Below are 26,787 nucleotides of genomic sequence, written 5' to 3'. Positions count from 1 at the left end.
GAATGATAATATGTTTTATGAACGGTTCTGTGCACTGTGTGCGCCGATGCGTGTCGAACGGATTACATTGGACAATCTTTCGCGTGTGATTGCATTGTTTGCGTCCAATCCGGACTATTTTTCGTGTGTGCAGTCGCATCCGGTCGATGCAGACGAGTGTAAAGCGGATATCACAATGCTGCCGCCTGGGAAAACACTGGCAGACAAGACATATATGCTCGTATCAGATGAGCATGGAGATCTTGCGGTTATCGATTTTGTGGAGCGGTATCCCGATGACATGACCGGATATCTTGGATTTTTGATCGTGTCCGGCAATCGCCGTGGACACGGAGCAGGCACACAGCTTCTTTCAATGATCGAACAGGCGGCAAGTATGTGCGGTCTTTCGCGGATCGAACTTGGCTGTTATGAAACGAATACGAGCGGAATGGCGTTTTGGAAAGGGTCAGGATTTTCGCCGATTCGGAATTCAAAACGCGAAACAGACGGGATTGTGTATACGATCGTTTCGATGGAGAAACATATTGAAACAGAAAAAGTGCCGGAATAAGCGTTTTCGTTCATAAACATACGAACATAACGAATAAAACGACCGCAAGTCATCTGTTTTGATGGCTTGCGGTCGTTTGGTATCTGTTTTTTATACTTGATGTGAGCGTATCACAGTAGGTTTCATTCTTCTATCAGGCGTTATCGCCGAAGAACAGCTTCATATCGTCTTCGACTGTGCCGATGCCTGCAATGCCGAAGTTCTTAACGAGAACATTTGCCACATTAGGGCTGAGAAAAGCGGGCAGTGTGGGACCGAGGTGAATATTTTTGACACCCAGATATAACAGTGCCAGCAGTACAATAACAGCTTTCTGCTCGTACCATGCGATGTTGTAGATAATCGGCAGGTCATTGATGTCGTCTAAACCGAAGATCTCTTTCAGTTTCAGGGCAATGACCGCCAAGGAGTAGGAGTCGTTGCACTGACCGGCATCCAGCACACGGGGGATTCCGCCAATGTCACCCAGAGGCAGTTTGTTGTATTTGTATTTCGCACAGCCGGCAGTGAGGATGACTGCATCTTTAGGCAGAGCCTTGGCAAATTCAGTGTAGTAGTCGCGGCTTTTCGCGCGGCCGTCACAGCCGCCCATAACCACAAATTTTTTAATTGCACCGGATTTCACCGCCTCTACCACTTTGTCTGCCAATGCAAATACCTGAGCGTGCGCAAAGCCGCCGATGATTTCGCCGGTTTCAATTTCTGTAGGTGCAGCACATTTCTTCGCGTGTTCGATAATGACGGAGAAGTCTTTTTGCTCTCCGATCTCACCAGGGATGTGTTTGCAGCCGGGGTAGCCTGCAGCGCCGGTGGTGTACAAACGGTCTTTGTAGCTGTCTTTCGGCGGTACAATGCAGTTGGTGGTCATCAGAATAGGACCGTTGAAGGATTCGAACTCTTCTTTTTGTTTCCACCAAGCATTGCCATAGTTGCCTACGAAGTTTGCATATTTCTTGAAAGCAGGGTAGTAGTGGGCAGGGAGCATCTCAGAGTGGGTGTATACATCCACGCCGGTACCCTGTGTCTGCTCCAGCAGCATTTCCAAATCGCGCAGGTCATGACCTGACACGAGAATGCCTGGATTTTTGCCGACACCGATGTTTACTTTGGTAATCTCAGGATTGCCATAGGCAGTGGTGTTGGCTTTATCCAGAAGTGCCATACCGGAAACACCATACTTGCCGGTTTCCAGTGTTAAAGCCACCAGATCATCCACGCTGAGGGTATCATCCAGAGTAGCGGACAATGCGCGCTGCAGGAAAGCATCTACTTCTTCGTCATCCTGAAGCAGCACATTTGCATGTTTGGAATAGGCGGACAGACCTTTCAGTCCGTAGGTGATGAGTTCGCGGAGAGAACGAATATCCTCATTTTCCGTGGAAAGAACGCCCACAGTTTTCGCCTTTTCTTCCCAGTTTCCGGAGCCGTCCCATAAAGCAGCTTCAGGTAAATTGGCAGTGTGGCTCAACTTAGAGAGCAGCTCTTTTTTGGCGTCGAGTGTGGCACGGATACGCGCCTCGATGCTTTCTTTGTCAAAGTTGGCGTTGGTGATGGTGGTGAACAGATTGAGGGTGATCAGATGATTGATTTTGGCAGTGACTGTTTTCCCCTCATTGCGCAGCGCAGTGGTGACAGCAGAAATTCCCTTGCTTACATACACCAGCAGATCCTGCATAGCTGCTACATCCGGTTTCTTGCCGCATACACCTGCTATAGTGCATCCTTTGCAGCCGGCAGTCTCCTGACACTGATAACAAAACATTTCATTTTCCATAGTCGTACTCCTTTGTGTTATATGCTATACTTTATCCTTCCTGCAGATCTTTTTAGATCGTTAGTCTTTCCAGCTGATTGCCGATACAGGACAGGAATCGATGGCGCTCTGCACATCGCTGTGATTTTCCTCGCTTGCCGACTGGCAGGCTTCGGCTTTTCCATCGTCATTCATGCTGAATACTGCGTCGCATATTCCGCAGCAAAGACCGCATCCAATGCAGACGTCCTGATCTACAACTGCTTTCATTATGTATCGCTCCTTTTTTAAAATACAACAACCAGCAGCATCTTGAATGCTTCTTCTCCATACACTGCATGAGGATGTCCTGCGGGCATGACGATGGACTCGCCCTCGTGCAGAAGATAATCAATACCGTCGATGGTGATTTTGCCGACTCCGTCAAGGCAGGTAACAAAAGCATCGCCGCCCGATTTGTGGGTGCTGATCTCTTCACCTTTGGCAAAAGAGAACAGCGTGATGCTCACTGCATTGTTTTGTGCCAGTGTTTTGCTGACCACCTGACCTTCCTGATAGGTGATCTGATCCTTTAAAACCAAAACCTCTGCCTGACTGATATTTTTCATTTTTACATTCATGATGATGCCTCCTTGTCTGTATTTAGTTTCAGACGGTTTCCTGGGATTTATTCACTGCAAATTGAGTTTTGCACAGCTTTATTCCCGTTTGTGTCTTGAAAATGCGTTCTAATGTGCTTTCGATCCCTTCGGGTGAGATTTGTTCCTCATACAGATTCACCAGAAAATCTGCTTCCACCAAAATCTGATAATCCAGCCCGTCGATGGAATGATAAGAGTGATGGTGTGCTACGAGATAACAAATGCGCTGGATATCTTCTTCCGGCAGATCAAATGCCGCAAGCAACTCGCGTGCATAGGCAGGACCTTCTTTTTCCTGCAAATCACCGGTACAGCGGCCGTATTTTTTCTTACAAGGTCCGATTGCAATGTCATGGACAATGGCTGCACATTCCAGGATAAACTGCAGGTGTTCATCCAACTGTTCTGCTCTGCCAATCAGCTGAGCGAAGCGGTGTACTTTGAGAAAATGTTGAATACGTTTTGCACTGCCTGCGTCATGTTCTATCATTTTCAGTGTGATTTGATCCAGTTTGTTCATATGGACGCTTCCTTTCTCTTTTTAAAACCGGTGTGCTTGACCTTATGTCTGCATTTTACTATAATAAAAACAAAAATGATGTTGGAATTCCAACGTCGGAGGTGTTTATGGAAAAATATTTTTCGATTCTGCTTGAATGTCCTCTCTTTTATGGAATTGGGCAGGAAGATCTTAAAGCAATGATGGGATGCCTTGGTGCAAAATTTACAGCAGTGTCCAAAGGAGATCCTGTCTTTTTGGAGGGTGATTCTGCACAGCTGGTCGGTGTTGTTCTTTCCGGCGGTGTACAGGTGGTTCAGGATGATTACTACGGCAACCGAAGTGTATTGTCTATTTTGCAGCCCGGTGAATCCTTTGGGGAGGCCTTTTCCTGCGCCGGATTGGAAAGCATGCCTGCCAGCGTGTTTGCGATTAAGGATAGCGAAGTGCTTCTTCTGAATTGCCGGAGAATATTGACTTTGTGCTCTCAAACCTGCCACTTTCACAGTCTGTTGATTCAAAATATCTTAAAAGGATTGGCGCAAAAAAATCTGGCATTTACGCAAAAGGTACGGTATATGTCTCAAAAGACCACAAAAGAAAAGCTGCTGGCTTATCTTTTGGATCAGGCAAAACAGCAAGGAAGCGCAGAGTTTGTCATCCCCTGTGAGCGACAGGCATTGGCAGATTATTTAGGCGTGGAGCGTACAGCTATGTCGACAGAAATCAGTAAACTGAAAAAGGCAGGACTGCTGGATACAAAGGGGTCTTGGTTTCGGCTTAAACAAATCGATTCGGATAACTGACAAGCCAAAGAAGCTCCAAAGCGAGATTGTATCATTTTTAAAAAGAGGCTGTGCAAAAACACGGCCTCTTTTTTAGGTAAATACTATGAAATTTAAAATACCGAACCTTCTTCGGACAAAAAAATAACAGCCTTGCGGCTGTTATTTTTTACAATGCAAATCTTATGCCAATTCAGCAAAGTATTTGATTGTTCTGACCATCTGGCTTGTGTAGGAGTTCTCGTTGTCGTACCAGGAAACAACTTTAACCAGAGTTTTGTCTTCGCCAAGCGGAGTAACTTTGGTCTGAGTTGCGTCGAACAGAGAACCGTAGGTGATGCCGATGATATCGGAAGAAACGAGTTCTTCCTCTGTGTAACCAAAGGAGTCAGAAGATGCAGCTTTCATTGCAGCGTTAACTTCGTCAGCTGTAACAGCTTTGTTGACAACAGCGGTCAGCTCGGTCAAAGAACCTGTCGGAACCGGAACACGCTGTGCAGCGCCGTCCAGTTTGCCAGCCAGTTCCGGAATAACCAGACCGATTGCTTTTGCAGCGCCGGTGGAGTTCGGAACGATGTTGACAGCAGCAGCGCGAGCTCTTCTCAGATCGCCTTTTCTGTGCGGGCCGTCGAGAACCATCTGATCGCCTGTGAAAGCGTGGATTGTGGTCATGAAGCCTTTTTCGATCGGAGCGAGTTTGTTGAGCGCGTCAGCCATCGGAGCGAGGCAGTTGGTGGTGCAGGAAGCAGCCGAGATGATGGTGTCTTCCGGTTTCAGGGTTTTTTCGTTTACGCTGTAAACGATGGTCGGCAGATCATTGCCAGCCGGAGCAGAGATAACAACTTTTTTTGCACCTGCGTCGATGTGAGCCTGTGCTTTGTCTTTTTTTACGTAGAAGCCGGTGCACTCGAGTACAACGTCAACACCGATTTCGCCCCACGGCAGCTCTGCAGCGTTGGGTTTTGCGTAAATTTTGATCTCTTTACCGTCAACGACGATTGCGTCCTCTTTTGCTTCGACTTTGTCTGCCAGTGCGTATCTGCCCTGAGCAGAGTCGTATTTCAGCAGGTGAGCGAGCATTTTCGGGTTGGTCAGATCGTTGATAGCAACAACCTCGTAACCCTCAGCGCCGAACATCTGTCTGAATGCGAGACGACCAATGCGTCCAAAACCGTTAATAGCAACTTTAACAGCCATAATGATAAAACCTCCTGTAATTGTATTACACGTTTATTCTATACCATTTTGACGATAAAGGCAAGCCTCTGTGACGGATTTAACAATATTTTTTTAACCATTGCACGGAATAATTCGAAAAAACGGGCACAGAATAGGTTTAAAAGGAAAAAGAATTTACAAATAAAATAAAATGCGATATAATCATTTTATATATATCCGTACAAAATAAAGTCTGATATGAGGTGCAGTATGGAAGCTTCCCTTGATTTTATCGACTGGATTTTGCATTCGGAAAAAACGGCGGCTTTTTTATGTGATCAGAACTTGTGCGTGACAAAAAACGGCGGTGCACCGGTCAAAGAAGGGAAAACACTTTACGAACTGTTTCCCGCACTTGCGGATGAATTTTGTCATGCAAAATCGACATTGTGTCAAAATGCGCCCTTTTTTTCGACAAAATTCGAGCTTTTTCTAAAGAATACGACACTGCTCATTCTGCCGACGCAGAATCCGGATGTCTTTTTGGGCATTTTTTCAAACGATGAAACCGGAAAAAAAGAATCGGCTGATCTGATTGCGCAGATCAGTGATCGTTATCGCTCGCCGGTATCGAATATATTGAATATTCTTTCAGTGCTGTCCTCGGGAATGCAGGGAGAAGCACACGAGCGTGAGCGTGCATATCTGAATGCAGCGGCAAGAGAATGTTATGCAATTCTGCGCGGTGTGATGCCTGCAAACGACTATTACCTGCTCGTCAATCACCGGATGCCGTGCACACGAAATCCGCAGCTTTTGGATTCGTTTTTGGCTGATATCTGTGCAGCACTGCGTTCGTTTTTCCGCAAAACGGAATATGAGATCGTGTTTTCTGCAGAGCAGACAGCCGTCTGCGCGTCGTTTGATGCAAGGCTTTTGTCACTCGCTGTATTTCATCTGGTCGCAAATGCGGCCGCCTTTTCGCCGCAGGATTCGCGCATTACTGTTTCTCTGCGCGTGATTAAAGATCGGGCAGTCATTACGGTGCGGGATGAAGGCGATGGCATTGCACCAGAAGAGCTTTCCCGCGTGTTTGAACCGTTTTATACAAGTCACCGCACAGCCGTTCCGGAGGAGAAAATGGGCATGGGCCTTGGACTTCCGATTGTGCGGGAGATCATGGCACTGCACGATGGTTCTGCGGCAATCACAAGCACGGTAAATCAAGGGACGAGCGTTTCACTGACACTGCCGTTGTGTGAAGAAGTCCCTGCAAAAATGATGCACAGTGATACGGCAAAATATGCGGCGGATAAATTTTCCGATCTTTATATTCTGTTTGCCGACCTGTGTCAGATCAACCTGTTTTATTAAAAATCGTATAGAAAAAGAGCTGTCTTTAAACATTTAAAGACAGCTCTTTTTCGTATACACGGTGCAGCCTTGGCTATGCCGTTTTTATTTTGCGCATTTGCAAAGGTTTTTATGAACATTTATCTGTGTGCATTTTCATAGGCTTTCCTGATTTCCTCCGGCATATCTTCCGCTTTCATCGCACTCAGCCGATCTTCATTTCCGTCTTTGATTGCCTGTTCGTAATACCAGCATTTGAATTTGATCATGTCAAGTGCTCGGTTCATGCGCTCAATTTCAGATTCTACAAGTTCTTTTTGTTTTAAAAACAATTCTCTTCGCTGTGCATACGTTTCACTGCCTTGCACACACCATTCCATAAACTGTTTGATCTCTTTGATTTCGAGCCCTGATTTTTTCAGGCATTCAATGACACGCAGTGCTTCAAGTTCTTTGTCACTGAATTTCCGGATACCGGATACGCGGTTCATGTCCGGGAATAATCCTTCTTTATCATAGTATCGCAGTGTGGAAACAGGTAAATGAAACATTTCTGATACTTGACCGATGGTATACATAAAAAATAATCTCCTTAAATTTTAAAAAAACCATTGACCTGAAGTTAGGTTTAGGTATTACAATGATCATAGCAAATAAAAATGAATGTGTCAAACATCTTTTTGGAGGTCTTATAATGTCAAAAAATATTCTTGTCATTCGTACAAGCCTTAGAAACAACAGCAATTCGGATCTTTTAGCGGATTCTTTTATCAAAGGCGCTGAATCAGCAGGGAATCACGTAGAGGACATCACACTCAAAGAGAAAACGATTGCTTTCTGCAAAGGATGTCTTGCTTGTCAGAAAACGAAGCAGTGTGTTATCCATGATGACGCAGTAAAAATTGCAGATCAGATGTGCAGTGCAGATGTCATCGTGTTTGCGACGCCGATTTATTATTATGAAATGAGCGGTCAAATGAAAACAATCCTTGATCGTGCAAATTCGCTTTTTGCCCGGGATTACGCGTTCCGGGAGATTTATTTGCTGACAACGGCGGCAGAAGATGAAGCGTATGTACCGGAAAAAGCAGTCAGCGGATTAAACGGCTGGATTGACTGTTTTGAAAAAGCAGCGCTTGCAGGTACAGTGTTTGCAGGCGGTGTTGGAGGTGCAGGCGATATCGCCAATCATCCGATGCTTCAGAAAGCGTATGAAATGGGAATGAACGTATGAGAAACAGAAAACAATGGATTCTGCTGGCAGGTTTATTGATTGTTTTGCTGATGTTTACATGCTGTGGGCAAAACAACAAAACGCCGGGAGATGGTTCTGAGCAATCCTCTGTACTTGCGGTTTCATCCGATCCGTCAGAAAACAACGAGGAAAGTTCTTCGTCACAATCAGAGAGCGCAGCAGAAAGGGAGGATACAGCGTTGAAGATCAATGTGCAGGTTGGAGATCATCTGTTTACAGCAACATTGGAGGATAACACTGCCGCGGATGCATTTTTTGAAATGATGAAAACGGCGCCGGTACTGATTGAGATGCGCGATTATTCCGGATTTGAAAAAGTAGGTTCACTGGGCGCGCGTCTTCCCGCCAGCGATCACCAGACGACAACGCACGAAGGCGATATTGTTTTGTATAACGGAAATCAGATTGTCGTGTTTTACGGTTCCAATTCTTGGCGTTATACCCGGCTTGGAAAAATTGATGATTTGTCCGGTTTTAAAGACGCACTGGGCAGCGGTGATGTGACCGTGACCTTTTCTGCGGCGTGATATGGTTTTATTTATAAGAAAGGAGATTTTTAAAAATGAAAGAACAGCTTGAATTAACACAGGAGTGGGATAAAACATTCCAAAAAAGTGATAAAGTCAATCATCGCAAAATTACATTTCATAACCGTTACGGCATCACGTTAGCGGCGGATTTATATGAGCCGAAACATATTGCAGGGCCGCTTCCGGCGATTGCAGTAAGCGGTCCTTTCGGCGCAGTAAAAGAGCAAAGCGCAGGCTTGTATGCGCAGACAATGGCAGAAAGAGGATTTTTGACAATCGCTTTTGATCCGTCTTTTACAGGTGAAAGCGGCGGAACACCGAGATATGTTGCATCTCCTGATATCAATACAGAGGATTTTCAGGCAGCTGTTGATTTTTTGTCTGTTCAGGACAATGTCGATCCAGACAGAATCGGAATCATCGGAATCTGCGGCTGGGGCGGAATGGCACTGAATGCCGCCGCTGTTGACACCAGAATCAAAGCGACCGTCACATCGACAATGTATGATATGACGCGTGTCAATGCAAACGGTTATTTTGATGAAGAGGACAGCGAAGAGGCGCGATATGAAAAGCGCAAAGCTTTAAATGCGCAGAGAATCGCGGATTATAAAAACGGAACATATAAACGAGCAGGCGGCGTGGTCGATCCGCTTCCAGATGACGCGCCTTTTTTCGTAAAAGATTATTATGATTATTATAAAACAGCCCGTGGATATCATGAAAGATCTTTAAATTCAAATGACGGTTGGAATGTAACGTCTTCGCTGTCATTTCTCAATATGCCGATTTTGCAGTACAGCAGCGAGATTCGCAGTGCTGTACTGATGATTCACGGTGAAAAGGCGCATTCCTGTTATTTCAGCAAGGATGCATTTCAAAAGCTCACGGGCAGCAATAAAGAACTGATGCTGATTCCGAATGCGGTTCACACCGACTTGTATGACCGAACAGACATCATTCCTTTTGATCGGATTGAAACATTCTTCAAAGAGAATATGTAATAAAATAAAAGAGCCACACCTAATATACAGGTGTGGCTCTTTTATTCGGCGAACGGTGCACTGTTTTACGGAGAAACAGGACTGCGGTTTTCGATTTCTTTTTTGACTTCAAAATAGGAGGAAATCGATTGGTCGATTGCATTTTTTAAAAGCTCGGCATCACGAATGCTGTCACAGCGCGCAGCATATGCGGCAATCAGCGCGGATTCAAGCCGGAGCATTTCTTCAAACAGAAACGATTCTTCGGTTTGCGAATATGAAAACGACACAGCATTCACCTCATCAGTTTAATTGCTTTAACAGTGCGTCATATTGATTTTGATGGGATGCAGAAAGACGCTCAAGCGCAATCTTTGTTTGCTGATCGTGGCAGTTTACACTATGCCGTCGGTACATTTTTACCATGAATTGCTCATATCGGAGCAGATCTTCGATCGCTGTCGTGTGTTTTATGTTGTTTTCCATAAACTTCCCACCTTTTGTTTTCCTGCAAATAGTATGGGAGGTTTTTTTATGTTTATACGGAGAAATGGTCGCCTTGGAACAAATCGTGATCGCGGAAATAGTTGTCGATGGCGGCGAGAACACCACGTTTGTCGGTTGTCCACCGCGGTGCAATCAGATGGTTTCGGTCACCGTCGCCGGTCAGCCGTTCGATGACAGTATCCGGAGAAAACAGCGCAATCTGCCGGCATACAAGCGATACATAGTCCTCTTTTGACAAAAGCGGAAACGGCTTCTTTTGATATAAAGCGGCAAGCGGCGTCTGTTCCATTACATGAAGCATGTGAAGCTTTACGCCAAACGGCAAAAGTGCGGCAACCGTTTTTGCTGAAGCAAGCATCCGTTCTTCCGATTCCCACGGAAACCCGTTGATCAGATGAACCGTGACCGGAATGCCTGCCGCTTTGAGTGCTTCGTATCCGGAGAGAAACACAGAAAACGGATATCCTCTGTGAATCCGGCTTGCGGTTTCGTCAAAAACGGTTTGCAGGCCGAGCTCCACAAACAGCGGAATTTCTTCGGCGATTTTTATTAAACAGTCAATGATTTCTCGCGGCAGGCAGTCGGGACGTGTGGCAATCGCGATTGCCTCTACGCCGGGAAAAGACATCGCTTCCCGGCACAATGCATACAGCCGCTCAGGCGTTGTATAGGTGTTGGTGTTTGCCTGAAAATAGGCGATATAGTGTTTGTCCGGCCACTTGTTTTTCATGCGCATCGATTCAGCGGTGAGCTGTTCGGTAATAGACGTACTTGGGTTTCCAGCAAAATCACCGCTTCCCGATGCAGTACAGTAAATACAGCCGCCGGTTCCCGCGGTGCCGTCGCGGTTTGGACAGGTGAATCCGGCGTTTAAGCAGAGTTTAATCATCTTGTGACCAAACCGCTGTTTCATTGCGGTGTCAAAGGTCAGATAGTGCTTGTTGTTTGGGTATTGTGTGCGCATAAACGATTCCTCCGGCGGATTGGTTCGTTTTTTAGTATAACAGAAAGGAAACAATTTTAAAATCTTTTTCACCGATTGTATTTGCGCTTTTTGCGTGCATAAAGTATAATAAAAGAAACGTATTTTGTGATGAAAACAAGGAGTATACCATGTTTGATAAATTGATCGAACGATTAAAGAACGAATCCATTCCATATAAAGAAAATATCCGCCTGCGTGACTATACCACATTTCAGATCGGCGGCAACTGTCCGCTTGCGGTTTCGCCCGAAACCGCGGCACAGATGCAGACGGTAACCACATGGCTTTTGGAAAATGACTGTCCATATTTTGTGCTGGGAAAAGGCTCAAATATCCTGGCGAGCGACAACGGCTATGACGGCGTTCTGATTCTGACGCAGTCGCTTCGCACAATCGAAAAAAATGAGAATACGGTGCGGTGCGGTGCAGGCGTTTCGCTTTCAAAGCTTTGTGCATTTGCGGCATCTCATGCGCTTTCTGGACTTGAGTTTGCATGGGGCATTCCGGGCTCTGTGGGCGGTGCTGTGTATATGAATGCGGGTGCATACGGCGGCGAAATCGTCGATGTGATCAAAAGTGCTACGTTTTTGGAAGAGGACGGCACAATCCGCACACTGCCGGCGGAGGAACTTGACCTCACTTACCGTCACAGCTGTTTTACAGGAACAAAACGCATCATTTTAGAGGCGGAATTTTCGCTTCACCCCGATGAAAAGGAAGCGATAAGCGCACGTATGGACGATTACATCGGGCGCAGAACGTCAAAACAGCCGCTCGACAAGCCGAGTGCCGGCAGTACGTTTAAACGGCCAAAGGGCGGCTATGCCTCTGCACTTATTGAGCAATGCGGCTTAAAAGGGTTTACGATCGGCGGTGCACAGGTGAGCGAAAAGCACAGCGGATTTTTGATCAACTGCGGCGATGCAACGGCTGCGGATATGGAAGCGCTCATTCACCATGTACAGCGCGTTGTAAAAGAACAGACGGGTTTTTCGCTGGAATGCGAAGTGATTCATCTTGGATTTTAATAGGGAACAACAGGAGGAGCGACAGATGGATTTTTTAATTGTAACGGGACTTTCGGGCGCCGGAAAATCGCGCGCAGTCGATGCGCTTGAGGACATCGGATTTTTCTGTGTGGACAATATGCCGCCGAAGCTTATTTCGCGGTTTGCCGAAATCGCATTGCAGTCGGGCGGAAAAATGACAAAGGTTGCCGTGGTGTCGGATGTACGCGGCGGCACGCTGTTCAACGATTTTCAGTCGGAGCTTGATCTTATGCAGCAGTTAAAAATCGACTATAAGCTGTTGTTTCTCGATTGCAGCGACGAGATTTTGCTGCGCCGCTTTAAAGAAACGCGCCGCCGTCATCCGCTGATTGACCAGAGCGACGCATCATTGGAACGGGCAATCGAGGCAGAGCGCGCACTGCTTGTCCCGTTCCGGGCACGCGCAGACTACATTATCGACACGTCCAATATGGCGCTCGCACAGTTCCGCGAACGCATCAATACGCTGTTTTTGGAGAATCCGTCCGCATCGATGCAAATCAACTGCATGTCGTTCGGGTTTAAATACGGCGCACCGGCGGAAGCGGATCTGATGTTTGACGTGCGCTGCCTGCCAAACCCGTTTTACATTGATTCGTTAAAATATAAAACAGGACTCGATGCCGATGTAAACGAATATGTGATGGCATGGCCGCAGTCGGTCCTGCTGTTGCAAAAGCTTGTCGATCTGCTTGACTACTTAATCCCGCTTTACATGAAAGAGGGAAAAAGCCAGCTTACCGTGGCGTTTGGATGTACCGGCGGAAAACACCGTTCCGTGACGTTTGCAGAAAAGCTGTATGCGCACTTTTCTGAGCAGAATTTGAGCGTTTCAGTCAACCACCGCGATATTTCCAAAACATAAAGGAGGAACAGACGAAATGTCGTTTTCCGCAGATGTGAAAAAAGAACTGGCAGCCGCGAAAAACGGCTGTTCGTTTTGTTTGGGCGCCTCGCTTTACGGGATGCTGTTATACGGCAGATGTGTGCAGGAGGATAAAATCTCGTTTTCCACTGAGAGCGACGATGCCGCCGAACTGTTTGCAGCTCAGGTGATTGCCATGACGGGAACACTTCTCACCATTCATGAGCCGGACTCCGGTAAGCGTCCGTTTTTTATGGTTACAGTGGAGAATGTGCGCAGTGTACGCCGGCTGCTTGATCAGTTTGAATGGCCGGTATCCGAAAAAGAGCCGGTAAATCGCCGTTTTTTGCCGAATCCGTGCTGTATGGAATCGTTTCTGCGCGGGGTTTATCTTGCATGCGGTTCGATGAGCGACCCACAGAAGGAGTACCATCTTGAATTCCGCGCACCGAACGAAACATTCGCACAAGTATTGCTGTCGCTTCTTTCGGAGAATGGACTTCATTTTAAAGTGACATCACGTGCCGGGCAGTTTGTCGTGTATGCAAAGGACAGCGAACAGATCGAGGACACACTCACACGCCTTGGTGCGGTGCACAGCGCGATGACGCTCATGAATTTAAAAATTGAAAAAGAAATGCGCAATCAGGTAAACCGCGTGACAAACTGCGAGACCGCAAATATCGAAAAAACGGTCAATGCCGCGTTTGCGCAGGTTCAGAAAATCAAATATATCAAAGACACCGTCGGGTTTGACAGCCTGCCGATTCCGCTTCAGGAAGCGGCGCTTCTGCGGCTTGCCAATCCGAACGCAACGCTTTCGGAATTGTGCCGGCTTTCGGGCGGAGCAGTCAGCCGCAGCGGCATGAACCACCGTCTTTCGCGGCTTTCAAAAATTGCGGACGAGCTGAAAGAATCGTTTGCGGAATAACACACAAAGGAGGGATGAGATGCGCGATTTTGTTCATTTGCATCTGCATACGGAATACAGCCTGCTCGATGGCGCATGCGTGATTGACCGGCTGGTCGACAGGCTTTCGTCTATCGGACAAAAAGCGGCGGCGATCACTGACCACGGCAATATGTACGGCGTGATTGCGTTTTACAAAGCCTGCAAAAAAGCAGGCATCAAGCCGATTTTAGGCTGTGAAGTCTATGTCGCACCGCGCACACGGTTTGACAAGGTGCATAAAGTGGACAGCAGTCCGTATCATTTGCTGCTGCTGTGCAAAAACGAAGTGGGCTATCACAATTTGATGAAGCTTGTATCGTATGGCTATATCGACGGCTTTTATAACCGCCCGCGTGTCGATCGTACGCTTCTTTCCCAGTATCATGAGGGACTCATCTGCCTGTCGGCGTGTCTGGCAGGTGAGATTCCGCGTGCGCTTTCCGCAAACGACTATGATCGTGCAAAAGAAGCGGCACTGTTTTATAAAGGGCTGTTCGGTGATGATTATTACATTGAACTTCAGGATCACGGCATCGAGGAACAGCGTCGGATTCTGCCTTTGCTCAAAAAGCTTGCGCGGGAGCTTTCGATTCCGATGGCAGCAACGAATGACTGTCATTATCTTGATAAAGAGGATGCCAAAACGCAGGCAGTGCTCATGTGCATTCAAACAAATACTGTGCTGGGCGAGGGAAATGCCATAGAATTTCCGACAGAGGAATTCTATGTGAAAACAGGCGACGAGATGGCGTCCTTATTTGCCGATGTGCCCGAGGCGATCGACAACACGGTTCGCATCGCCGAGCAATGCAACGTAGAGATCGTGTTCGGTCAGACGAAACTGCCGCGCTTTACGATTGAGGGCGTTTCGGATAATACAGAGTATTTCAAAAACCTCTGCTACCGCGGTCTGCGTAAACGGTATGGCGGTAATGTGACGAAAACACTCACCGACCGGCTTGAGTATGAGCTTTCGGTCATCACGCGCATGGGCTATGTCGATTACTTCTTGATTGTGTGGGACTTTATCCGCTATGCAAAGGAGCACGACATCCCCGTCGGGCCTGGACGTGGTTCGGGTGCAGGAAGCCTTGCGGCATATGCCATCGGTATCACAGGCATCGACCCGATGAGGTACGGGCTGCTGTTTGAACGGTTTTTGAATCCGGAACGCGTCAGTATGCCGGATTTCGATATTGACTTCTGCGTCGAAAAACGTCAGCAGGTCATTGACTATGTCGTGCGCCGGTACGGAAGCGATCATGTTGCGCAGATCATCACGTTTGGTACGATGGCGGCAAAGGGTGCAATCCGCGATGTCGGGCGTGCGCTCGGCATGCCGTATCAGGCGGTCGACCGGATTGCAAAGGCGGTGCCGGGCGGGCTCAATATGACGCTTTCGCGTGCGCTCGAGGAGTCAAAGGAATTTCGGGAGATCTGCGGCGAGAATGCGCAGAATACCGAGCTTGTCACGCTGGCCAAAAAGCTTGAGGGAATGCCGCGTCATGCGTCCACGCATGCGGCAGGCGTTGTCATCACCCGTGATGAGGCGAGCGACTATGTCCCGCTGCAAAAAAACGAGGAATCGATTGTCACGCAGTTTACGATGACAACGCTCGAAGAACTCGGGCTTTTGAAAATGGACTTTTTGGGACTTCGCAACCTCACCGTCATCGACCACTGCGAAAAGGAAATTCGGAAAACTGAACCCGATTTCCGCGTGGCAAATATTCCGATCGACGACAAAAAGGTGTTTGCGATGTTTTCGCAGGCGGATACGGAGGGTGTGTTCCAGTTTGAATCGGCTGGCATGAAACGCGTCCTGCGGGAACTTCGTCCTGAGTCGATCGAGGATATCATCGCAGTCATTTCCCTGTATCGTCCGGGTCCGATGGAGTCGATCCCGCGGTATATTGAAAACCGTCATCATCCGGATCGCGTGACGTATAAGCATCCGCTGTTAAAGCCGATTCTTGACGTGACATACGGCTGTATTGTCTATCAGGAGCAGGTCATGCAGATCTGCCGCAGTTTGGCGGGGTATTCCTATGGCCGAGCCGATTTGGTACGCCGTGCGATGGCGAAAAAGAAAGCAGATGTCATGGCGAAAGAGCGGCAGTATTTTCTCTACGGCAAGGATGACAGCGACGGAACCGCCGCTTGTCCGGGCGCGGTTGCAAACGGGGTGAGCGAACAGGTTGCAAATGAGATTTTCGATGAGATGTCATCGTTTGCGGCGTATGCGTTCAATAAATCCCATGCGGCGGCGTATGCCTATGTCGCATATCAGACGGCATATTTAAAATGTCATTATAAGCATGCGTATATGGCGTCATTGCTGACGAGTGTGTTAAGCAATACCGACAAAGTGATTCAGTATATCGAAGCGTGCAGTGAACAGGGCATTCGCGTGCTGCCGCCGTCTATCAACAGCAGTGAGGTAGCGTTTACTGTAAACGGTGATGCGCTCAATTTTGGGTTGCTTGCCGTTAAGAATCTCGGACGCGGCGCCATTGAACAGATCGTTGCCGAGAGAAACCGCGGCGGTGCGTTTTCTTCGCTGTATGATTTTTTAAAACGGATGCAGGGAAAAGACGTGAACAAGCGCGCAGTCGAGGGACTTATCAAGTGCGGTGCGTTCGACGGCTTTTCGCAGAACCGAAAAGAGATGATGGCTTCCTATGAGGAAATGATGGATCAGGTGCAGGAGGATGCGCGCAAAAACCTGGAGGGACAACTGATGCTGTTTGGTTCAGCGGAAGAACCGGAACAAGCAGTGCCGGCACGGCGGTTGCAGGATTATTCGGTTAAAGAAAAACTCGCGATGGAGCTTGAATCGACAGGTATGTATTTGTCGGGACATCCGCTTGACGAAGTGGCGCCGTTTGAAGGGGCGGTGCCACTTCGGGAAATTATTTCGGAAGAAGCATCTGTCCGCGACGGACAGCGGGTCTGTGTGCTGTGTATTATTCAAAGCAAAAAGCAGATGAGCACCAAGGCAAAGGCGGTCATGGCGTTTTTGAACATCGAAGATAAAACCGGTGTGATGGAAGCAATTTTGTTTCCGAATGTATATGAACGATATAAAATGATTTCTTCGCCTGATTCTATTGTGCTGATCGAGGGTACAATATCATTAAAGGAAGATGAAAAGCCGAAACTCATTTGCGAGAAGATGATCGATTATTTGTCTGTTTCCAAAAAAAATGATAAAAACAGTTTGACGCAATCTTCTTTTAATGGTAAACTATATATAAAGGCGGATTCGCGAAATGATCCTGCGATTTTAAAAATAACAGAACTCATTCATGAATTTCCGGGACAGACACCTGTCTGCATTTATTTTGCCGACCAAAAAAAGAGTGTGACAATCAAAAATGCGGGGGTTTTACTGTCGGATTCTCTCTTAATTCGACTAAAAAAACTGTTTGGAGACAATAATATTGTTTTGAGATGACAAATTCCACGGCAAACGGTTGACTTTTCGCAGTGGAAACGATAAAATGAGAATATATTTTGTCTAAGATCATGTTTGTATAGATAGCTTAGGAGGAAAAGTAATGGGACAGAAGACAATTGGCGTATTGACAAGCGGCGGTGACGCGCCCGGCATGAACGCAGCGGTGCGCTCCGTTGTCAGAACTGCATTGAAAAAAGGTTTCCGTGTCCTCGGTATTCAGAGAGGATATAACGGACTGATTCACGGTGAAATGTTCGAAATGAACATGCGGTCTGTTTCGGATATTATTCATCGCGGCGGTACGATTCTTTACACGGCAAGATGCCTTGAGTTTAAAGAGGAAGCCGGCGTATTAAAAGCAGTTGAGGTCTGTAAAAATGCGGGAATTGACGGCATCGTTGTCATCGGCGGCGACGGTTCGTTCCGCGGTGCAGCAGATCTGTCGAGACTGGGCGTTCCGTGTGTCGGTATCCCGGGCACCATCGACAACGATATCTCCTGCACAGATTACACCATCGGTTATGACACTGCAATGAACACTGCAGTTGAAATGATCGACAAAATCCGTGATACCGCACAGTCTCATGACCGCTGCAGCGTTGTTGAGGTTATGGGTCGTCATGCAGGTCACATTGCGCTCAACACCGGTATTGCATGCGGCGCTTCCTATATCATTGTTCCGGAAGTTGAATACGATGTCAATGATGTTGTGAAAAAAATCCGCGCAGCAGGTGAGCTCGGCAAACATCACTTCATTATCCTTGTTGCAGAGGGTATTGGCAAAGTGGACGAGATTTCCCGCCAGATCGAAGAGGCAACCGGCATCGAAACACGCGGCACCGTTTTGGGTCACGTACAGCGCGGTGGTAATCCGACCGTCCGCGACCGTGTTGTAGCAAGCCGTATGGGCTATCGTGCAGTAGAACTGTTGGAAAACGGCATCGGCAACCGCGTTATCGGTATCAAAGATTCTGATATTGTTGATTACGATATTCAGGAAGCACTCAAAATGAAAAAAGATTTCGATATGGAACTGTATCATATCGCAAACGAAATTTCGTTCTGAGTTTGATTTCTATGATAAAAAAGGCAAAGCAGGAAACTGCTTTGCCTTTTTTGTTTACGGCAGGGGTGTTTCGTGGTATAATATAACGACATGAAAAGGAGTGAGGAGATTGAACGCTTTGCATACAGAAGAAATCGGCAGCGGTATATGGTTTCATACACTGCGGGACAGCCGATTTAAAACAAATCGGATCTCTGTCCATTTTTTATCACCGCTTCGTGCGGAAACTGCCGCGGGTAATGCGCTCATTTCAAAAGTACTGCGCCGCAGCAGCAAACAATATCCGGATTATCAGTCGCTTGCAAAGGCGCTTGAGCATTTATATGGTGCATATATTGAATCGGGTGTGCAGAAACGAGGAGACTGTCAGGTAGTCACCACTGCAATCACAGGAATTGACGATCGTTTTTCGCTTGACAACGCTTCCATCAGCGCACAAATGGCAAAGGTGCTTTCAGATATTTTGCTGTGTCCGGTCATCGAGCACGATGCACTGAATCCACGCTATGTGGAAACGGAGAAAAAATCGCTCATTGAATCGATTGAAGCGCTTGTGAACGAAAAACGTGCCTATGCGGTATCACGTGCACTGCGCGCGCTGTGTGACGGACAAGCGCACGGAATTCCTGTCTATGGCGAAAAAGAACAGGTGGAAGCACTGACGGGTGAGGAATTGCTTGCACAGTATGTGCAGTTGATTAAACACTGTCCGGTTCATATCTTTTTCGTGGGATGCGGTGACGATAAACCTGCCAAACAGATCTTTGCGGATGCATTTTCCGGGATTGACCGGGAACCTTTTGCTGTTTCATGCCTTTCACCGCTTGCAGAAAAGCCGTTTTCCACGGTATCCGAAACGCTCGATGTTGCGCAGGCTAAAATGGTTCTGCTGATGCACAGTCCGATTGCCGGAAGCGACGTGAATCTTTCGGCAATGCGTGTGGCGGTGTCAATTTTGGGCGGCACACCGATGTCAAAACTGTTTTTGAATGTCCGCGAAAAAGAGAGTCTTTGTTATTATTGTGCGGCGCGCTACGATTCATATAAAGGCATTATGGCGATTGACTGCGGCGTCGAGGAAGAACAGTGTGAACAGGCAAAAGAATCGATCTTAAAGCAAGTGGAAGCGCTTAAGGCAGGCGATTTCACAGAAGAAGAAATCGAATATGCAAAACAGAGTTTGGCCAACGGATATCGATGTGTGTATGAGTCCGATGTTTCGGCGGAAAACTTCTTCTTCGGACAGCTGCTGCTTCAGACAAACAATACACCGGAAGAACAGTTTGAACAGATGATGAAGGTGCAGAAAGAAGACGTGGCCAAGGCGGCACAAACGCTGACGCTGTCGCTTGTCTATGTGCTCAAAGGGGAGGGAGAAGCTTGAACGAAAAACAAATCATATCCTCCGCGCTGCTTAAAGAGTCGTATTCGGTTTATACGCACAGCTCAGGACTGCGTGTGCTGTTATATCCAATGACACAGTTTTCGAGCACCTATGCGCTGTTTGGCACGTACTACGGTTCTTCTGATGAATGGCTTGTGAAAGCGGACGGCACGCGTGTGCGGATTCCTGACGGAACAGCGCATTTTCTTGAGCATAAGCTGTTTGAGGATGAGGACGGCGATGTATCGCGTCATTTTGCAAAAATCGGCGCTGTATCAAATGCATATACGTCGTTTGAAAGTACGGCATATCTATTCAGTACGTCAAGCGAAGTGGAAACGGCAGTCGAGGCGCTTGTAAAATTCGTGCAGACGCCGTATTTTACAAACGAAACGGTTAAAAAAGAGCTTGGCATCATCGGACAGGAGACCCGGATGTATGAGGATGATCCGAACTGGCGGGTATTTTTCAATTTGATCGGGAATTTGTATCATCATCATCCGATTAAAATTGATATTGCCGGTACCGATGAGTCGATTGCAGCGATCACACCGCAGATGCTGTATGACTGCTATGAAACGTATTATAATCCGGCGAATATGGCGCTTGTGATCGTCGGAAACTTTGATGAAGAAAAAATCTGCGCGCTGCTTGACCGTGTACTGCGGACAGATCTTCAAGCAAACCCAGTGGAAAAGCCGCCGGTTGATGAACCGGATTCGATCGTGCGCGCATACAGCGAACAAACGCTTTCGGTGTCAGCGCCGCTGTTCCACATCGGATTTAAAGAGCATCCGGTTTCCTCAAAAGACGAGCTGCCGACACAGCTTGCCTATACGATTTTGCATGAATTGCTTGTCGGAAAGAGCAGTACGCTCTATCAGCAGATGTACGAGGAAAAGCTGATCAATACGGCGTTTGATAAATATGTGTTCATCGGACGCGGTTTTCTTTCGAGCATTTTTTCCGGCGAGTCCGCATATGCAGACGAAATTGCAGACAGAATTTTGACTGAAGTGCAGAGAATGCGGGAAAACGGCATTGAGGAGGAAGCGTTTGAACGTGCGCGCCGTGCGCTTTACGGGCAGGCAGTAATGATGTTCAGCGAGGTCGATCAGGTGGCGGGCGCACTGCTGAGCGCACATTTTTCAAACCGCAGTTTGTATGATACGCTTTCGATTTTATCATCCATGAAAAAAGAAACACTGGAACAAATTCTTGATTCGGCATTTTCGAAAGAGCGCATGTCGATTTCGATGGTTGTTCCCGTTTCGCATGAATAAAAAGTAAGGAGACAGCTTTATGGAGAAAATTGTAGAATTTCCGGGACTGGGGCTCACATTTTCGTTTCACAATTCATTTACGATCGGGCCGATTACGATTGCTTATTACGGACTGCTGATTGCAGTTGGACTGCTGCTGGCGCTTGTATATGCATTCCGTACATTCAAAAAAGTCGGTATTGATTCCGACAAAGCGATTGACTGCATTTTAGGCGGTATTATCGGCGGTATTGTCGGCGCACGGCTTTATTTTGTCATTTTCAGCTGGGAAGATTATGGCCTTGATTTTTCGAGCATGGACGCGTTTTGGGATTCGTTTGCCCGCATTTTCAAAACATGGGAAGGCGGTCTTGCGATTTACGGCGGTTTGATTGGCGCATTGCTTGTTGGACTGTTCATTGCAAAACGCAAAAAAATCTGCATTCGTGCGCTGCTTGACGTAGTAGGCGTAGGATTTCTGCTTGGACAGGGTATCGGCCGTTGGGGCAACTTCTTTAACGTTGAGGCCTTTGGCAGCAACACGACGCTGCCGTGGGGAATGACCGGACCGGATATTGTGCAGTATCTGACGCAGATGCAGGATAAACTGGCATCCATCGGTGTGACGGTTGATCCGAATGTACCGGTGCATCCATGCTTTTTGTATGAATCGATTTGGTGTATTGCGGGATTTTTCCTGCTTGCATGGTATATGAAGCGCAGAAAGTTTGACGGCGAAGTCTTTTTGATGTATCTTGCATTTTACGGCGCAGAGCGGTTTGTGGTCGAGGGACTGCGTACAGACAGCTTGATGATCGGTGCATTGCGCGTGTCGCAGCTGCTGGCGGCTGTTTTAGTGATTGCTTCTGTCATTGCGATTTTGGTGATCCGCGGAAAAATCAAAAACAATCACGATGAAAATTATCTGAAGCTGTTTGTTCTCACACCGGAAGGCCAGGCAATCGCACAAAAAGAAACCGGCAGATTCTTTAACTTCAAGAAAAAAGTGCAGGTTACAGAAGAGGTGAAAGCCGAAGAAAGCGTTTCCTGTGAAGCGGAAGCGGATGAAACCGAACAGCCGCAAGCAGAAACAGCAGATTCAGAGCCGGCAGAAGCCGAAAAAAACACGCCGAATGCGTAAAAAAATGCTTGCATTTTGATTTCGAATGTGGTATACTATCAAACGCAAAATACGCACGTCTGCGATAAATGCGGCACGGTGCTATGTCACATAGTCGTTGCATCGAAAGGCAGACGGAGGCAATTTTAACCAAAATTAAGGAGGTTACTACCATGGCAGTAGTATCAATGAAACAGCTTCTTGAAGCAGGTGTTCACTTTGGCCACCAGACAAGAAGATGGAACCCGAAAATGGCTCGTTACATCTTTACCGAGCGCAATGGCATCTACATCATCGACCTGCAGAAAACAGTGAAAAAACTCGAAGAAGCATACAGCTTTGTAAGAGACACCGTTGCAGCAGGCGGCGACATCCTCTTCGTCGGCACCAAAAAACAGGCTGGTGACTCCGTAAAAGAAGAAGCAGAGCGCTGCGGCATGCACTATGTAAATGCTCGTTGGCTCGGCGGTATGATGACAAACTTTAAAACCATCCGCCGCAGAATCGCAAGACTTGACCAGCTCAAGAAAATGCAGGAAGACGGCACATTTGACCTTCTCCCGAAAAAAGAAGTAACCAAACTGATGCTCGAGATCGAAAAACTCGAGAAATTCTTAGGCGGCATCAAAAACATGAACAAACTGCCGGGTGCACTGTTCATCGTTGACCCGAGAAAAGAGAGAATCGCTGTTGCTGAAGCGAAAAACCTCGGTATTCCGATCGTTGCAATCGTTGACACCAACTGTGATCCGGACGAAATTGACTATGTCATTCCGGGCAACGACGACGCAATCCGTGCAGTAAAACTGATTGCCGGCACAATGGCTGACGCTGTTTTGGAAGCAAGACAGGGCGCTGAGACTGCTGAAGTTTCCGAAGAGGCTGAAGAAGTCGAGACAATCGAAGCTGAATAATCAAAATGGAAGATTGCCCGGGCAAATGCACGGGCATTCTTTTGGAAAATACGAAATGATTTTAGGAGGAATTCACAATGGCTTTTACCGCTGCTGATGTTAAAAACCTGCGCGAGAGAACCGGCTGTGGCATGATGGACTGCAAAAAAGCACTGACCGAGTCGAACGGCGATATGGACAAAGCAATCGAGTTTTTGAGAGAGAAAGGCCTTGCAGCTGCTGCGAAAAAATCGGGCAGAATCGCTGCTGAGGGTCTGGTTGTTTCTGTAAAAGACGACGCAAAAAAAGTGGGCGTTGTGCTTGAAGTCAATGCAGAGACTGACTTCGTTGCGAAAAACGAGAAATTCGTCAACTTCGTAAACGATGTTGCACTGACCATCATCAATGAAAATCCGGCTGATATGGACGCACTCATGGCTTGCAAATGCTCAAACAGCGAGATGACTGTCGAAGAAGAGCTGAGAGAGAAAATCCTCACCATCGGCGAGAACATGAAAATCCGTCGTTTTGAGAGAATGGAAGGCGACCTGGTTGCTTACGTTCACGGCGGCGGCAGAATCGGCGTTATGGTTCAGTTCAACACTGACCTCGCTGATAAAGCAGAGTTCGGCGCATATGCAAAAGACATCGCAATGCAGATTGCAGCAGTAACTCCGCAGTACCTCAACGAGAGCGAAGTTCCGGCTGAAGTTGTCGCAAAAGAGAAAGAGATCCTGACTGTTCAGGCAATGAACGAAGGCAAACCGGCAAACATTGCAGAGAAAATGGTTGCAGGCAGAATTAAAAAATTCTTCAAAGACGTTTGCCTGGTTGATCAGCAGTTCGTTAAAGATTCCGATAAATCGGTTGCACAGTACACTGCTGACACAGCAAAAGCTCTGGGCGGCTCGATCGAGATCGTGAAATTCGTTCGCTTTGAAAAAGGCGAAGGTCTCGAGAAAAAAGAAGAGAACTTTGCAGAAGAAATCGCAAAAATGGTGAAATAATTGATATTTTGCTGTAAAAAGACGTATCCGAATATTCGGATACGTCTTTTTTTATGACTTATGTGCTTGTGAAAAAAAGGCGCGGTTATATTGTACCGCCGGACTATCCGGGTAAAACCGTGCCGCCTGCTCGTTGCATTCGATTGCCTTTTGTCGCTCGCCGAGCCGGTCGTAGCAGACGCACATCTCAAGATACGGAATGTAGCCGCGGCAGTCGTGCAGAATAAATCCGGCTTCCTGCGGCAGTTCGCCGAGCTTCGCCGCCAGCGTAAACCAAAACAGCGCAGTTTCCGTTGCGTCTTTTCCCTTAAACCAGTATCCGATCTGACAGCAGATTTCCGGACGCGGCCTGTCAAATGCAAAGCTTTTGAGCAAAGCGGTAAGCGCCTGTGTGGAATCTCCAAGCATCTGATAGCAGGCAGACATGTGAAAACACGCGCTGATGATGTCCTCGACCCACCCCTCATTCGTGTCGATAAACGCCTGAAAATACCGGATGGCTTCCTGCGGCTCGCTGTTTTCAAACAGTTCTCTGGCAAAATAGTAGAGATTGCGCGGTGTGAACCGTACGCCCTCGCGCTCCATCTGACGGTAAATCGAAAGATTGCGCCCTTTCGTCGTCGGATGAATCTTTCGGTGTGTGACCGCGCAGTCGCTTCGGATGATGTTTCCGACTGGCGGAATGTATTCGTGTACCCGATCAACCCAGTAATAGCCGCGGTGGTTTTTTAACAGCCGCTCCCGGTCATACGAAAGTGTCAGCCGCCCCGACTCGTCAAATCCGGCGTAATAGGGCATCATCACAATATCGACCGCAGGGTCTAACGTCTGCTTGAGCGTCAAAAACCGCGCACGATCTTCCTCTAAGATCACATCATCCGCGTCAAGCCACAGCAAATAGTCCTTTGTCCCTTTGGAAAAGGCAAAATTGCGTGCCGCCGAAAAGTCGCCGATCCATTTAAAATCATAGATCCGATCGGTATAAGCGGCGGCAATTTCTTTCGTTTGATCGGTTGAGCCGGTGTCTGCAATGATGATCTCGTCGGCAATCTCCTTTGCGGAGTCAAGGCACCGCGCGAGCGTGTCCGCCTCGTTTTTCACAATCATACATAAACTTATTGTAATCATAAACCCCTCCGACGCATTGCTTTTTTCAAAACATATGCGACGGAGGGATTTTTTAGAAGGGATTGTTAGAATGCTTTTATAATTCGGCAGGGTCCGGATTGTGCGGCGGATCGTCAAATACATGCGCGATCGTTTTGCTCGAGAGTTTCGGTGTCACAAGGCTTACCACCGGAACGACAACGAGTCCTGCAATCATTGCCACTGCACCTGCGACGATCGGTGAGGAGAAGACCGGAACAAACAAATTGAACACCGTGATGCCAATGCCGACAATAAAGTTTACCCAGACAGACGCTTTCGTCACGCCTTTCCAGTACAGCCCGTATAAGAACGGCGCTAAGAACGAGCCTGCCAGCGCACCCCACGAAATGCCCATGAGCTGTGCGATAAACGCGGGCGGGTCAATCGCTAAGATTACTGACAGCGCCACAAAGAACACCACGAAAATCCGCATCAGCAAAAGCTGTCCGCGCTCGGTCATCTTTTTTAAGACTGTGCCGCCTAAAAAATCGAGTGTGAGCGTGGAGCTCGATGTGAGCACCAGTGAGGAGAGCGTCGACATCGACGCCGAGAGCACCAAGATAATTACAATGCCGATTAAGAGATCGGGCAGGGTGGAGAGCATATGCGGAATGATCGCGTCGTAGACCACTTTTCCGTTTTCCATGATCGCCTCTCCGCCGAACAGCCGGCTGAAGCCGCCTAAGAAGTAGCAGCCGCCGGATACGATCACGGCAAAGATAGTCGAGATCACCGTACCGGTGCGGATGGCTTTTTCATTTTTGATCGCGTAGAATTTGTGAATCATCTGCGGCAGTCCCCAGGTGCCGAGCGAGGTGAGAATGATGACGAAAAACAGTCCCACCGGGTCGGGGCCGAAGAACGAGGTAAACGCGCCCTGCATATTCGGCGCTGTTTCGCTTTGAATCGCGGAGAGCGATTCGATCGCCGCTGTAAAACCACCCTGTCCGTTTAAGACTGCGACAATGACTGCCACAATTCCTACAAGCATGATGATGCCCTGGACAAAGTCGTTGATCGCCGTCGCCATGTAGCCGCCGACAACGACATAGATGCACGTAAGCAGCGCCATTCCCGCGACACAGACCCAGTATGGCACGTGAAACGCCATCTCAAACAGACGGGACAAGCCGTTGTAGATCGAGGCGGTGTAGGGGACAAGGAAAATAAAGATAATCGCAGACGCTGCGATTTTTAGCGCTTTGCTGTCAAACCGCTTTTCAAAGAAGTCGGGCATTGTCGCAGACTTTAAGCGTCTGGTCATCAGTCTTGTGCGCTTGCCGAGCACCACCCACGCGAGCAGACTGCCCAAAAACGCATTGCCCAATCCGATAAAGGTGGAGGCAATTCCGTATTTATACCCAAACTGACCTGCGTATCCGACAAAGACCACTGCGGAAAAATAAGACGTACCATACGCAAACGCCGTCAGCCATGCGCCAACGCCGCGGCCGCCTAAAACAAAATCGCTTACATTTGTTGCGTGCTTTCTTGCGTAGATCCCGATGAAGATCATCGAACCGAAAAACAGGACCAGCAAAATGAGTTTGATTGCCACGCACACCGCCTTCTTTCCAT

General features: G+C 47.7%; 27 protein-coding genes. 16 read left to right on the top strand and 11 right to left on the bottom strand.

Annotated elements, in window-relative coordinates; genetic code table 11:
• Positions 1-10 precede the first annotated feature (10 nt).
• Positions 11-553: a GNAT family N-acetyltransferase gene (locus H6A12_RS05205; RefSeq protein WP_204445544.1), complete on the top strand. Its 543-nt coding sequence runs from the start codon at positions 11-13 to the stop codon at positions 551-553.
• Between the two features lie 133 nt (positions 554-686).
• Here the strand turns inward: H6A12_RS05205 and hcp are convergent, their stop codons facing one another.
• The 4 genes from hcp to H6A12_RS05185 are packed head-to-tail and all read right to left on the bottom strand — an operon-like array spanning position 687 to position 3,467.
• Positions 687-2,327 (bottom strand): hydroxylamine reductase, encoded by a 1,641-nt coding sequence (hcp, locus tag H6A12_RS05200; protein ID WP_204445542.1) that lies wholly within the window; start codon positions 2,325-2,327, stop codon positions 687-689.
• Positions 2,328-2,387: 60 nt separating this feature from the next.
• Positions 2,388-2,576: a ferredoxin gene (locus H6A12_RS05195; protein ID WP_204445540.1), complete on the bottom strand. Its 189-nt coding sequence runs from the start codon at positions 2,574-2,576 to the stop codon at positions 2,388-2,390.
• 17 nt (positions 2,577-2,593) lie between these two features.
• Positions 2,594-2,926 carry a cupin domain-containing protein gene (locus H6A12_RS05190; RefSeq protein WP_204445537.1) on the bottom strand — a complete coding sequence of 111 codons (333 nt, stop codon included), beginning with the start codon at positions 2,924-2,926 and terminating at the stop codon, positions 2,594-2,596.
• Positions 2,927-2,954: 28 nt separating this feature from the next.
• Positions 2,955-3,467, bottom strand: a complete 513-nt coding sequence (locus H6A12_RS05185) for an HD domain-containing protein (RefSeq protein ID WP_204445535.1) — start codon at positions 3,465-3,467, stop codon at positions 2,955-2,957.
• Positions 3,468-3,574: 107 nt separating this feature from the next.
• Here H6A12_RS05185 and H6A12_RS05180 point away from each other — a divergent pair, with 107 nt between their 5' ends.
• A complete protein-coding gene (locus tag H6A12_RS05180) occupies positions 3,575-4,252 on the top strand; it encodes a Crp/Fnr family transcriptional regulator (protein ID WP_204445533.1) in 678 nt (225 codons plus the stop codon).
• 162 nt (positions 4,253-4,414) lie between these two features.
• On the opposite strand, the gene gap is transcribed toward H6A12_RS05180, so the two are convergent.
• Positions 4,415-5,428 carry a type I glyceraldehyde-3-phosphate dehydrogenase gene (gene gap / locus H6A12_RS05175; RefSeq protein ID WP_204445531.1) on the bottom strand — a complete coding sequence of 338 codons (1,014 nt, stop codon included), beginning with the start codon at positions 5,426-5,428 and terminating at the stop codon, positions 4,415-4,417.
• A gap of 231 nt (positions 5,429-5,659) precedes the next feature.
• Between gap and H6A12_RS05170 the strand changes: the two genes are divergently transcribed.
• The gene (locus H6A12_RS05170) at positions 5,660-6,763 is read left to right on the top strand and encodes a sensor histidine kinase (protein WP_204445529.1); all 1,104 of its coding nucleotides are present in this window, start codon (positions 5,660-5,662) and stop codon (positions 6,761-6,763) included.
• Between the two features lie 119 nt (positions 6,764-6,882).
• Here the strand turns inward: H6A12_RS05170 and H6A12_RS05165 are convergent, their stop codons facing one another.
• Positions 6,883-7,320 (bottom strand): MerR family transcriptional regulator, encoded by a 438-nt coding sequence (locus tag H6A12_RS05165; RefSeq protein WP_204445527.1) that lies wholly within the window; start codon positions 7,318-7,320, stop codon positions 6,883-6,885.
• A 116-nt stretch (positions 7,321-7,436) separates the two neighbouring features.
• Here H6A12_RS05165 and H6A12_RS05160 point away from each other — a divergent pair, with 116 nt between their 5' ends.
• From H6A12_RS05160 to H6A12_RS05150, 3 genes are read left to right on the top strand one after another with little or no spacing between them, the layout of a single operon-like run.
• Complete coding sequence (locus H6A12_RS05160; RefSeq protein WP_204445525.1) at positions 7,437-7,976, top strand: flavodoxin family protein; 540 nt, start codon at positions 7,437-7,439, stop codon at positions 7,974-7,976.
• Entirely contained in the window at positions 7,973-8,524 is a 552-nt protein-coding gene (locus tag H6A12_RS05155; protein ID WP_243415302.1) for a cyclophilin-like fold protein, read from the top strand. Before H6A12_RS05160 ends, H6A12_RS05155 begins: the two co-directional genes overlap by 4 nt.
• Before the next feature lie 35 nt (positions 8,525-8,559).
• Positions 8,560-9,531: an alpha/beta hydrolase gene (locus H6A12_RS05150; RefSeq protein ID WP_204445523.1), complete on the top strand. Its 972-nt coding sequence runs from the start codon at positions 8,560-8,562 to the stop codon at positions 9,529-9,531.
• Positions 9,532-9,596: 65 nt separating this feature from the next.
• Here the strand turns inward: H6A12_RS05150 and H6A12_RS05145 are convergent, their stop codons facing one another.
• From H6A12_RS05145 to H6A12_RS05135, 3 genes are read right to left on the bottom strand one after another with little or no spacing between them, the layout of a single operon-like run.
• On the bottom strand, positions 9,597-9,800 hold the full coding sequence (locus H6A12_RS05145) for a hypothetical protein (RefSeq protein ID WP_204445521.1): 204 nt from the start codon (positions 9,798-9,800) through the stop codon (positions 9,597-9,599).
• A 13-nt stretch (positions 9,801-9,813) separates the two neighbouring features.
• Positions 9,814-9,996 carry a hypothetical protein gene (locus H6A12_RS05140; RefSeq protein ID WP_204445519.1) on the bottom strand — a complete coding sequence of 61 codons (183 nt, stop codon included), beginning with the start codon at positions 9,994-9,996 and terminating at the stop codon, positions 9,814-9,816.
• Between the two features lie 52 nt (positions 9,997-10,048).
• Positions 10,049-10,981, bottom strand: coding sequence for a TIGR01212 family radical SAM protein (locus H6A12_RS05135; RefSeq protein WP_204445517.1), 933 nt, complete (start codon positions 10,979-10,981; stop codon positions 10,049-10,051).
• Positions 10,982-11,130: 149 nt separating this feature from the next.
• Between H6A12_RS05135 and murB the strand changes: the two genes are divergently transcribed.
• From murB to tsf, 10 genes are all read left to right on the top strand, one after another.
• A complete protein-coding gene (gene murB, locus H6A12_RS05130) occupies positions 11,131-12,030 on the top strand; it encodes a UDP-N-acetylmuramate dehydrogenase (protein ID WP_204445514.1) in 900 nt (299 codons plus the stop codon).
• 25 nt (positions 12,031-12,055) lie between these two features.
• Complete coding sequence (rapZ, locus tag H6A12_RS05125) at positions 12,056-12,916, top strand: RNase adapter RapZ (RefSeq protein WP_204445511.1); 861 nt, start codon at positions 12,056-12,058, stop codon at positions 12,914-12,916.
• A 16-nt stretch (positions 12,917-12,932) separates the two neighbouring features.
• On the top strand, positions 12,933-13,847 hold the full coding sequence (whiA, locus tag H6A12_RS05120; RefSeq protein WP_204445509.1) for a DNA-binding protein WhiA: 915 nt from the start codon (positions 12,933-12,935) through the stop codon (positions 13,845-13,847).
• Positions 13,848-13,866: 19 nt separating this feature from the next.
• Positions 13,867-17,325 carry a DNA polymerase III subunit alpha gene (locus tag H6A12_RS05115; RefSeq protein WP_204445507.1) on the top strand — a complete coding sequence of 1,153 codons (3,459 nt, stop codon included), beginning with the start codon at positions 13,867-13,869 and terminating at the stop codon, positions 17,323-17,325.
• A gap of 103 nt (positions 17,326-17,428) precedes the next feature.
• Positions 17,429-18,394, top strand: coding sequence for a 6-phosphofructokinase (pfkA, locus tag H6A12_RS05110; protein WP_204445505.1), 966 nt, complete (start codon positions 17,429-17,431; stop codon positions 18,392-18,394).
• A 109-nt stretch (positions 18,395-18,503) separates the two neighbouring features.
• The gene (gene yfmF, locus H6A12_RS05105; protein WP_204445503.1) at positions 18,504-19,778 is read left to right on the top strand and encodes an EF-P 5-aminopentanol modification-associated protein YfmF; all 1,275 of its coding nucleotides are present in this window, start codon (positions 18,504-18,506) and stop codon (positions 19,776-19,778) included.
• Entirely contained in the window at positions 19,775-21,061 is a 1,287-nt protein-coding gene (yfmH, locus tag H6A12_RS05100; RefSeq protein ID WP_204445502.1) for an EF-P 5-aminopentanol modification-associated protein YfmH, read from the top strand. The genes yfmF and yfmH overlap by 4 nt, the downstream gene beginning before the upstream one ends.
• A gap of 19 nt (positions 21,062-21,080) precedes the next feature.
• A complete protein-coding gene (gene lgt, locus H6A12_RS05095) occupies positions 21,081-22,181 on the top strand; it encodes a prolipoprotein diacylglyceryl transferase (protein ID WP_204445501.1) in 1,101 nt (366 codons plus the stop codon).
• Between the two features lie 152 nt (positions 22,182-22,333).
• Positions 22,334-23,074, top strand: a complete 741-nt coding sequence (gene rpsB / locus H6A12_RS05090; protein WP_204445500.1) for a 30S ribosomal protein S2 — start codon at positions 22,334-22,336, stop codon at positions 23,072-23,074.
• Positions 23,075-23,151: 77 nt separating this feature from the next.
• Positions 23,152-24,060 (top strand): translation elongation factor Ts, encoded by a 909-nt coding sequence (tsf, locus tag H6A12_RS05085; protein ID WP_204445499.1) that lies wholly within the window; start codon positions 23,152-23,154, stop codon positions 24,058-24,060.
• A 51-nt stretch (positions 24,061-24,111) separates the two neighbouring features.
• Here the strand turns inward: tsf and H6A12_RS05080 are convergent, their stop codons facing one another.
• Positions 24,112-25,188 (bottom strand): glycosyltransferase, encoded by a 1,077-nt coding sequence (locus tag H6A12_RS05080; RefSeq protein WP_204445498.1) that lies wholly within the window; start codon positions 25,186-25,188, stop codon positions 24,112-24,114.
• Positions 25,189-25,264: 76 nt separating this feature from the next.
• Positions 25,265-26,725, bottom strand: a complete 1,461-nt coding sequence (locus H6A12_RS05075; RefSeq protein ID WP_207753189.1) for a sodium:solute symporter family transporter — start codon at positions 26,723-26,725, stop codon at positions 25,265-25,267.
• Between the last annotated feature and the right edge of the window lie 62 nt (positions 26,726-26,787).

Origin of the sequence: Merdimmobilis hominis (assembly GCF_016901855.1) — a bacterium.
GTDB lineage: Bacteria > Bacillota > Clostridia > Oscillospirales > Ruminococcaceae > Paludihabitans.
Note: the sequence above shows the minus strand (reverse complement) of the source record. Positions and strands in the feature narration are given on the sequence as shown.